Consider the following 8,130-nt stretch of genomic DNA (forward strand, 5'->3'; position numbering starts at 1 on the left):
ACTTCATGTTCGATGCATCATATCTGAAGGGTGAGACTTGGGGGTTTCCCGGCCAGTCCGTGGAACAGGTGGAAACCCATGCGGCCCATGTGTTTCTTGTTGGCAACCGCGCCTTCAAGATCAAGAAGCCGATCAAGCTTCCCTATCTTGATTTCTCCAGCCGCGAGAAGCGGCTGGCGGTTCTCAACGACGAGTTTGCCATCAATCGCGTCTTCGCCCCCGACATCTATCTGTTTGTGACGGACGTGCTGGGCGAGCCTGTTCTGGTGATGCGGCGGTTTCCGGCCTATGCGCTGCTCTCGTGGAAGATGGCGCATGACGGGATTTCAGAAGGTGTCGCGCGACGCCTTGCCGACATGGTAGTGGAAGCCCATGCCGCCGCTCCACAGCGAAACACGGCAGCCGCCGGCATCATGATGGGCCTGGGCGCGCAACTGTCGAAGGCCTTCATCGACTCGCCCGATATCTTTCAACCCGCCGCCACGCTCGAATTCCATGCGCTCTACGAAGACGCGTTGAGCCGTTCGAAGATGCTCCTAAACAGGCGGGGCGAAGACGGCCTCGTGCGCCGCTGCCATGGCGACATGCATGCCGGAAACATCATCGTGGAGGACGGTACGCCGAAGCTCTTCGATGCCATCGAGTTCAGCGAGAAGATCGCGACCATCGACGTGCTCTACGATCTTGCCTTCCTGTTGATGGATCTGTGGACCCATGACGAGAAGCGCGCGGCAAACATCATCCTTAACCGCTATCTCCATCTCAGGCGCAGGGAGGAAGATCTTTCCGGGCTGGCGCTGCTCCCGTTGTTCCTGTCAACGAGGGCGGGGGTGCGCGCACTTGTATCGGCCGATCTGGCGCATGAGCTTCCGCTCAGCAGTTCTATGAAGCCGCGCGGGCAAGCCTTGGATTGGTTCCGCGCGTCGATTGCCTTTCTGAAACCGGCACGGCCCTGCCTCGTCTGCATCGGCGGATTGTCGGGCACCGGAAAATCGACCCTTGCCGCTGGCCTCGCGTCTGAAATCGGCGGGGCGCCCGGGGCACTTCACGTGCGCAGCGATGTGGAGCGCAAGGTTCTGGCGGGCGTGGCCGATACTCACCGCCTGCCGACGGCGTCATATTCGAGAGAGGCGTCGGCGGCCGTCTACAACGCTTGCCTCGCCCGCACCGAGAAGGCCCTTGCAGCAGGACACTCCGTTGTACTCGATGCCGTCTTCGCTCACGCAATCGAGCGCAGTTCCGCAGCGGCCGCAGCGGCCCTGGCATCGAAGACAGGCGCTGACTTCCATGGCTTCTGGCTCGAGGCTACCGAGGAACTACTGAAATCGCGCGTAACGGCTCGTAAAGCCGATGCTTCCGATGCCACCGCCGATGTGGTCGAGAAGCAACTCACCTATCGTCTCGGCCCCATGGACTGGCACCGCGTGGACGCATCGCATACGCCAGCCGAAACGCTTGCAGCCGTCAGAGAAAGGCTTCGGTGTCCTTCCGCCGGCCCAGCATGAAGCAATCGGAGACAAGCTGAAGCGGAGCCCCGTCGATGTGGCTCTTGCCAGACTTCAGCAACGCCGCGAAGTGCTCATAGATGCGTTCATACTCTTCAGATGGCGCTGCAACGCTCAGATTGCCGCCCACATAGAGTTCCGTGCCGCCCTTGCGCAGTTGAAGCTTCAGGCCGTCCGTGGTTTCGACGTCGATGTTCCAACTCTGCTCGCCGGTCTGCCGCCAGTCGAGGTCGGCGGAAAGGTCTGCCTGACCATCCCATGACGGCTTGAACTGGATCTGTGCCGCAATCGGCGTTGACTTGTTGCTTGGCGTTTCGAGCACGCAGGCCTCGACGAACAGCGGCTGCGGCATGATCTTCGTAACGATCGAGAAGGCATTGATGCCGGGATCGAACACGCCGAAGCCGCCGGGCTCCCAGATCCACTCCTGCCCCGGGTGCCAGTGGCGCACGTCCTCTTTCCAGTTCACGTGAAGCATGGAAACCGTCTTGCCTGACAGCAGCCGTTTCGCCTCGTCCACGGCTGCGTTGTATTGCGAGTGCCATGTGGTGAACAGGATGCGCCTCTTGTCAGCCGCGTGGCGGGTCAGTGCGAGGAGTTCGCCGACTGTCGGGTGGGGCGGCTTTTCCATCAGCACGTGAAGTCCCGCATCGAGCGCAGCGCGGGCGATGGCGAAACGCGGCTCGGGCGGCATGCAGAGGGACACGGCATCGAGCTTGATACCGCTGGCGAAGAGTTCGCCCGGCGTCTTGAAGGACGGAACATTCTTGTAGCCGCCGCGCGAGGAAACGACAGCGGCGAGTTCAAAGTCATTGTTCTTGGCGACCACAGGAAGATGCTGGTCCTGCGCAATCTTGCCGAGACCGATGATACCGAGCTTGTAAGCCATTTTATGCGTTCCTGATCTGGCGGGTGAGGGAGGACAGCAACGCATCCACCTCGGCTTCCGTGTTGTAGTGGGCAAGTCCGATGCGCAGCACGCCGCCCGTGTCCATCAGCCCCATGCGGCTCACGGGCTCGATGGCATAGTTGTGCCCCGACCACACGAAGATGTTGTCCTTCGCGAAGTCCTTGGCGAGGTTCGTCGGGTGATGGCCGTCCAGCGTGAAGGACACGGTGGGAACACGGCGGTGCATGGCATTGGCGGAGGTGACGCCCCTCACCGTGAGGCCCTTGAATGTCTTCAATCCCTCGATGAGCCTGAGCGTCAGCTTCTGCTCGTATTCCGCCATTGCGGCCCACGCCGACGAGATGCGGGCGGCCCGTGTTTCGCCCACACCGAACTGCTCCAGATACTCGATGGCGCCGAGCGTCCCGGCCATGCCCTCGTGGCTCAGCGTGCCGGTCTCGAACTTGTGCGGAAGGTCTTCGCCCGCGGGCCTCACCTTGTAGCCGAAGGTCTCCTTCAGCAATTGCTCGCGCCCCCACAGAACGCCCTGGTGCGGGCCGAACCACTTGTAGGCGGAGGAGACCACGATATCGGCGCCGAGGTCCTGCACGTCGATTGCATAGTGGGGAGCGAACTGCACCGAATCGAGATAGACGATGGCGCCAGCGGCCTTGGCCTGCGCGGTAAAGCGCCTGGCGTCGTTCACGGTGCCGGTCAAGTTGGATGCCATGCCAAACGCGACGAGCTTCGTCTTGTCCGAGAGCACCTTGCTCAGGGCGTCGTCGGGGAACTCGTAAGTGCCGGTGTCGAAATCCATCCAGCGCACGACGAGGCCCAGGTCTTCCGCCAGCAGCAGCCACGGCGCCACGTTGGCGTCATGGTCCATGCGCGACAGCACGATCTCGTCGCCCGTCTTGAATTTCCGTCCAAGGCAGCGCGACATGTGAAGCGTCAGCGTCGTCATGTTCTGGCCGAACACGATCTCCGAGACGGATGTCGCATTGTAGAAATCCGCACAGGCCTGATGCGCAAGATCGACCAGCGCGCCGGCTTCCTCCGTCGTCTTGAAGTAGCCGCCGAGATTGGCGTTCTTGAACGTCAGGCATTCGACGGTTCGGTCGATGACCTGGCGGGGCACCTGGGTTCCGGCGGGGTTGTCGAAATAGACGCGCGGAGCCCCATCGTCGGTGAGGGCGAGGGCGGGAAACTGGCCGCGGGAGGAGGCGGCGTCGAAGGCGAGGGGCATGATGAAAAATCCGGCGCAAGCTAGTGGGGAGCTACCCTTAGCCCCCCTTTCCGCTTGCCTCAACCGTCGCTTTCCGGCAAGTGAACGTCGCCCGCTGGCGGAGGCATTCACGCTGTCGCGGCTATTCTGACATTTCATGATTTTCCGGTCCGGAGACAGCTGATGAGCGACGATGGTGAACTTGACCTGAACTCCCTCAATGATGAGGAGCTGGTGCAGCAGGTCCATGACGACCTGTATGACGGCCTGAAGGAAGAGGTCGAGGCGGCCGTTCACATTCTTCTGGGCCGTGGCTGGACGCCATACAAGGTGCTGACCGAAGCCCTTGTCGAAGGCATGCGCATCGTCGGCGTCGATTTCCGTGATGGCATCCTGTTCGTTCCGGAAGTGCTGCTCGCCGCCAACTCGATGAAGGCCGGCATGTTCATCCTCCGTCCGCTCCTCATTGCCACGGGTGCTCCGCGCCAGGGCAAGATGGTGATCGGCACGGTCAAGGGCGACATTCATGACATCGGCAAGAACCTCGTCGGCATGATGATGGAAGGCGCTGGCTTTGAAGTCATCGACCTCGGCATCAACAACCCGGTCGAGAAATATCTGGCTGCGATGGACGAGCACAAGCCGGACATTCTCGGCATGTCTGCGCTTCTCACCACAACCATGCCCTACATGAAGGTCGTGATCGACACGATGAAGGAAAAGGGCATGCGCGACGACTATGTCGTGCTGGTGGGCGGTGCTCCGCTCAACGAGGATTTCGCCAAGGCCATTGGTGCCGATGCCTATTGCCGTGACGCCGCCGTGGCGGTCGAGACGGCCAAGTCCTACATGGCGAGAAAGCACAACCAGCTCGCCAACGGCTGAGGCGGCGGGCTCTCCGGCTCACGGCGTCTTGCAACCGGACTGACACCTTCAGCGCAAGCGAATGGTGAAGGGTTCCTGACTATGACTGTCGTCAACCTCACGCCATCGGATGAATTCGAGTTCAAGCCGGGTCAGGGGCAGGTTCTGCTTCTGGCCTGCGGAGCATTGGCCCGCGAGATCGTGGACCTGATCGAACGCAACCGCTGGAGCGGTTTCGACCTGCAGTGCCTGCCTGCGAAGTGGCACAACACGCCCGACAAGATCGTTCCCGCGCTGCGCGAAAAGATAACTGCGGCCAAGGGGAGCTACGCGTCGATCTATGTGCTCTATGGCGACTGCGGAACCGGCGGCCAGCTCGATGCCCTGTTGCAGGAGGAGGGGATCGAGCGGATTGATGGCCCCCATTGTTATGCTTTCTTCTCCGGCAATGCCGAGTTCGACCGTCATGCCGAGGACGATGTCACGTCCTTCTTCCTCACCGACTATCTCGCCAGGCATTTCGACAAGCTGATCTGGTCAGGCCTTGGCCTCGACCGCCACCCCGAATTGCTGCCGCTGTATTTTGGCAATTACCGGAAGATCGTCTTCCTTGCTCAGACCCGTGACGAGGAACTGGCAAAGAAAGCCATGGCGGCCGCCAGGAAACTTGGCCTCGGTTATGAATACCGCTTCACCGGCTACGGCGAACTGGAAACAGGCCTGAAGTCCCGTGCAACTTGACCATACCAGCAAGATGACAATTCGCTGACACGCCCTCTCAGCCAGTCTTCATGTTGCGCATGCGAATGTCTCGATACCCGATGACGAGTCGGGCGGCTGGCTTGGTCTTGCCCGGACTTTACCAGCGGTCCAGCCGGAACGCCCCACCGGCGATTTCGTAGTAGTCACCGGCGCTCTCGCAGAAGATATGCCCCTCGAGCGGAGCGCCGGTTGGACCATCGATTGTTCCCGCGGTGATCGAGGTATGGTCGCTGCCGTCCTTCTTCCAGAACAGCACGGAGCCGCATTCCTGGCAAAAGCCGCGGCGGGCTTCCGCGCTCGACCGGTACCACTTGAGTCCCCGGTCCTCGATTATGCTGAGTTCTGTGTCGGCACAAGCCGTGGAGGACCAGTAATTGCCGGTCTGCTTGCGGCACTGGTTGCAATGACACGCAAGCACCGGGCGAAGCGCGCCATGCACCTCATACTTCACCGCGCCGCACAGGCATGAGCCGGTCTTCACGGCTTGAACGCCTTTGCGAGGGCGATGATGTGTTCGGGCCCGAGACCGCAGCAGCCGCCAAAGGCAATGAGCCCCTTCTTCCGCCACTCCTCCGACTTCGCCACCAGTTCATCTGGTGGAATGATGTCGACGAAGGTCCATTCGGGCATCTTGAAGTATCCGCTTTCCGGATAGGCGCCGAGCGGGCCATTCCAGTGCTTGCGGACGACGTCGATGGCCTCGTCCGTGTCATTGGGAGACGTATGCATGATGGTGATCACGGCAGGCTTCGTTGCAGCGAGCACGCGCGCAACATCGTCCAGCAACTGGTCCTCGCGGCCGAAGCCCGTGAGCTTTCCATCCGGCCGCTTCTCGACCGAGATGCCGACCCAAACGGGCAGGCGCGTCGCAATGGCCGCCTCGGTGGCCCATAGTGAATAATCGACGTCGCGCATCATCTCCATCATGATGAGGTCGACCTTGCAGCGGGCCATATTGTCGGCCTTTCGCTTGAACAAGGCGCGCGCCGTGGCTTCGGGCCATTCGCGCTGCTTCGAGGTGCGATCACTTCCCGCAACCACGGGCCGCATCGTCGACATCGAGCCGGCAACAGCGACCTGATGGTGGGCGGCCGCCTGCCTGGCGATTGCCACGGCGGCACGGTCGAGTTCAAGAAGCTCCTCGTCGCGGTCCAGCGCATTGAAAAGCAGCGCGCTGGTGGCAAATGTGTTGGCGATGATGATATCGGCACCGGCGCGGATATAGTCGCCATGAACCTCGCGCACGATATCAGGATGGGTGAGATTGGCTTCCGCGCACCAGGTGTTGTTGCTCATGGGCACGCCGCGGCGTTGGATGTCGGTGCCGGTGCCGCCGTCGAGGATAATCACGTCGCCGCGGGCCAGCTTGGCCGCGATGTGGTCGTACATCTTAACTCATACCTTCTGACGCGCGGCGAGGAACGCCCGCATATGGAACTTCGCCTGTGCCGGAGCGTAGGCGAAGCCTTGTCCCACAGGACAAGCATGGCGCGCAAGGCACCCACGCGACATACATTCTTCTCCCTGCGGCATTTTCAAATGTTCGGCGCAGACCGGCACGTCATAGCGGCTGCCATCAAAGGCGGAAACGGGGCAGGCGGTGAGGCAGGGTTTGACCGGGCAGGATTGGCACGGGTGAGCACCGGGTTCCTGCGCGGGAATATCAAACTCGACAGGAAACAGTAGTGCCGCGCGATAGGCGTGCCAAAGGCCATAGATGGGGTGAATGTTGAGGCCAAGCGGTGACACATGTCCCGCCCCTCCGCGCCTTGCCCAGCGCAGGAAGGGCCAGGGTGGTTCCATTTCGAACGGATAGACGGCGCGGGCGTCGAGATCACCGGCGAGACGCGTGACCGCATCCCGCGTCCAGTCGTCCATCGCATCGCGGGAGGGGTCGCGCTCGCGCGCAAAGCGCCGGAACATGTCTGGGCCGGCATTTCCGATGAGAATGACGAAGCGGGCATCCTCCGGAACGCCATCCTCGGGCGCAGGCTGAAACCAGCCGAGCGGCGTGAAGGCCGCCCGGCGGATGGCGTTCAGGATCGGGTGCTCCATGGCAGGATTATGCCCAGCGCGGGTCGCCCGGTTCCATCATCGAGCGCGGCAGCTTGATGTCGTGGTTCTGGCGGAGGACCTTGTCCATTTCCCATGGCAGGTAGTCGGGATAGTAGGTCGTGAGGATTTCCATCTTGCGGGCCGTTGCGCGCTCCACCAGATCGGGCTTGCCTGCCTCGGCCCATTCCTTGGGGCTCATCCGGTTGGCAATCTGCGGATAGACGTATTCCTTCTGCATCAGCGACAGGGTCTGCTCGTTGCCGAGGTAATGTCCGGGGCCATTGACGCAGACATCGGTGATGACTTCCAGCGACAGCGTTTCGTCATTGACCTCGATGCCGCGCACATTGCGGTTGATCGAGCCCAGCATGTCGTTGTCGATCAGCAGGCTTTCGAGGCTGAAACCCAGCAGCGAAGCGTGCATGCCCGCGGACTCGTACATCATGTTGATGCCGGTCATGGCGGAAATGCCGGCGGTCACGCCCTTTTCGTAACCGGCCTGCATGTCCGGCATCTTCGAGTCGCACATGCCCGCCGCTGATCCGACGGTGAGATTATAGAAGTGCCCCATCTGCGCACAGGCCGACGTGATGAGCGCCTGTTCGCCCGAACCGCCCGACATGGCACCCGTGCGAAGGTCCGACACGAAAGGCCAAGGCCCCCAGATGGCGACAGCACCCGGCACCACGCAATTGATGTAGACAAGGGCTGCGAGGCATTCCGCCACCGCCTGAACGACCGTGCCCGCGAGAGCTGCGGGAGACGTTGCCCCGGCCTGCGCCGCCGAGAGCAGGAGCACCGGCATGCCGCCGCGCGCCGCCGCTTCGAGG

At 61.8% G+C, this 8,130-nt stretch carries 9 protein-coding genes; 3 read left to right on the plus strand and 6 right to left on the minus strand.

What is annotated here, in order from left to right; all coding sequences use genetic code 11:
• Window positions 1–5 precede the first annotated feature (5 nt).
• On the plus strand, window positions 6–1,505 hold the full coding sequence (locus tag ACEW8Q_RS20185) for an AAA family ATPase (RefSeq protein ID WP_373505860.1): 1,500 nt from the start codon (window positions 6–8) through the stop codon (window positions 1,503–1,505).
• On the opposite strand, the gene ACEW8Q_RS20190 is transcribed toward ACEW8Q_RS20185, so the two are convergent.
• Both ACEW8Q_RS20190 and ACEW8Q_RS20195 read right to left on the minus strand, forming a co-directional pair.
• Window positions 1,465–2,394 carry a Gfo/Idh/MocA family protein gene (locus tag ACEW8Q_RS20190; protein ID WP_373505861.1) on the minus strand — a complete coding sequence of 310 codons (930 nt, stop codon included), beginning with the start codon at window positions 2,392–2,394 and terminating at the stop codon, window positions 1,465–1,467. The two genes, ACEW8Q_RS20185 and ACEW8Q_RS20190, sit on opposite strands and share 41 nt — an antisense overlap.
• 1 nt (window position 2,395) lies before the next feature.
• The gene (locus tag ACEW8Q_RS20195) at window positions 2,396–3,640 is read right to left on the minus strand and encodes a cysteine desulfurase-like protein (RefSeq protein ID WP_373505862.1); all 1,245 of its coding nucleotides are present in this window, start codon (window positions 3,638–3,640) and stop codon (window positions 2,396–2,398) included.
• 162 nt (window positions 3,641–3,802) lie between these two features.
• Between ACEW8Q_RS20195 and ACEW8Q_RS20200 the strand changes: the two genes are divergently transcribed.
• Entirely contained in the window at window positions 3,803–4,504 is a 702-nt protein-coding gene (locus ACEW8Q_RS20200) for a corrinoid protein (protein WP_373505863.1), read from the plus strand.
• An 81-nt stretch (window positions 4,505–4,585) separates the two neighbouring features.
• Complete coding sequence (locus tag ACEW8Q_RS20205; RefSeq protein ID WP_373505864.1) at window positions 4,586–5,224, plus strand: DUF1638 domain-containing protein; 639 nt, start codon at window positions 4,586–4,588, stop codon at window positions 5,222–5,224.
• Between the two features lie 118 nt (window positions 5,225–5,342).
• Here the strand turns inward: ACEW8Q_RS20205 and ACEW8Q_RS20210 are convergent, their stop codons facing one another.
• The 4 genes from ACEW8Q_RS20210 to ACEW8Q_RS20225 all read right to left on the minus strand — a co-directional run.
• Window positions 5,343–5,726 carry a GFA family protein gene (locus ACEW8Q_RS20210; protein ID WP_373505865.1) on the minus strand — a complete coding sequence of 128 codons (384 nt, stop codon included), beginning with the start codon at window positions 5,724–5,726 and terminating at the stop codon, window positions 5,343–5,345.
• Entirely contained in the window at window positions 5,723–6,634 is a 912-nt protein-coding gene (locus ACEW8Q_RS20215) for a homocysteine S-methyltransferase family protein (protein ID WP_373505866.1), read from the minus strand. Before ACEW8Q_RS20215 ends, ACEW8Q_RS20210 begins: the two co-directional genes overlap by 4 nt.
• Window positions 6,635–6,640: 6 nt before the next feature.
• Window positions 6,641–7,300 carry a ferredoxin gene (locus ACEW8Q_RS20220; protein ID WP_373505867.1) on the minus strand — a complete coding sequence of 220 codons (660 nt, stop codon included), beginning with the start codon at window positions 7,298–7,300 and terminating at the stop codon, window positions 6,641–6,643.
• 7 nt (window positions 7,301–7,307) lie between these two features.
• Window positions 7,308–8,130, minus strand: an 823-nt coding sequence (locus ACEW8Q_RS20225) for a trimethylamine methyltransferase family protein (protein WP_373505868.1), incomplete at its 5' end; no start/stop codon positions are given.

Origin of the sequence: Aestuariivirga sp., assembly GCF_041738905.1 — a bacterium.
Lineage (GTDB): Bacteria > Pseudomonadota > Alphaproteobacteria > Rhizobiales > Aestuariivirgaceae > Aestuariivirga.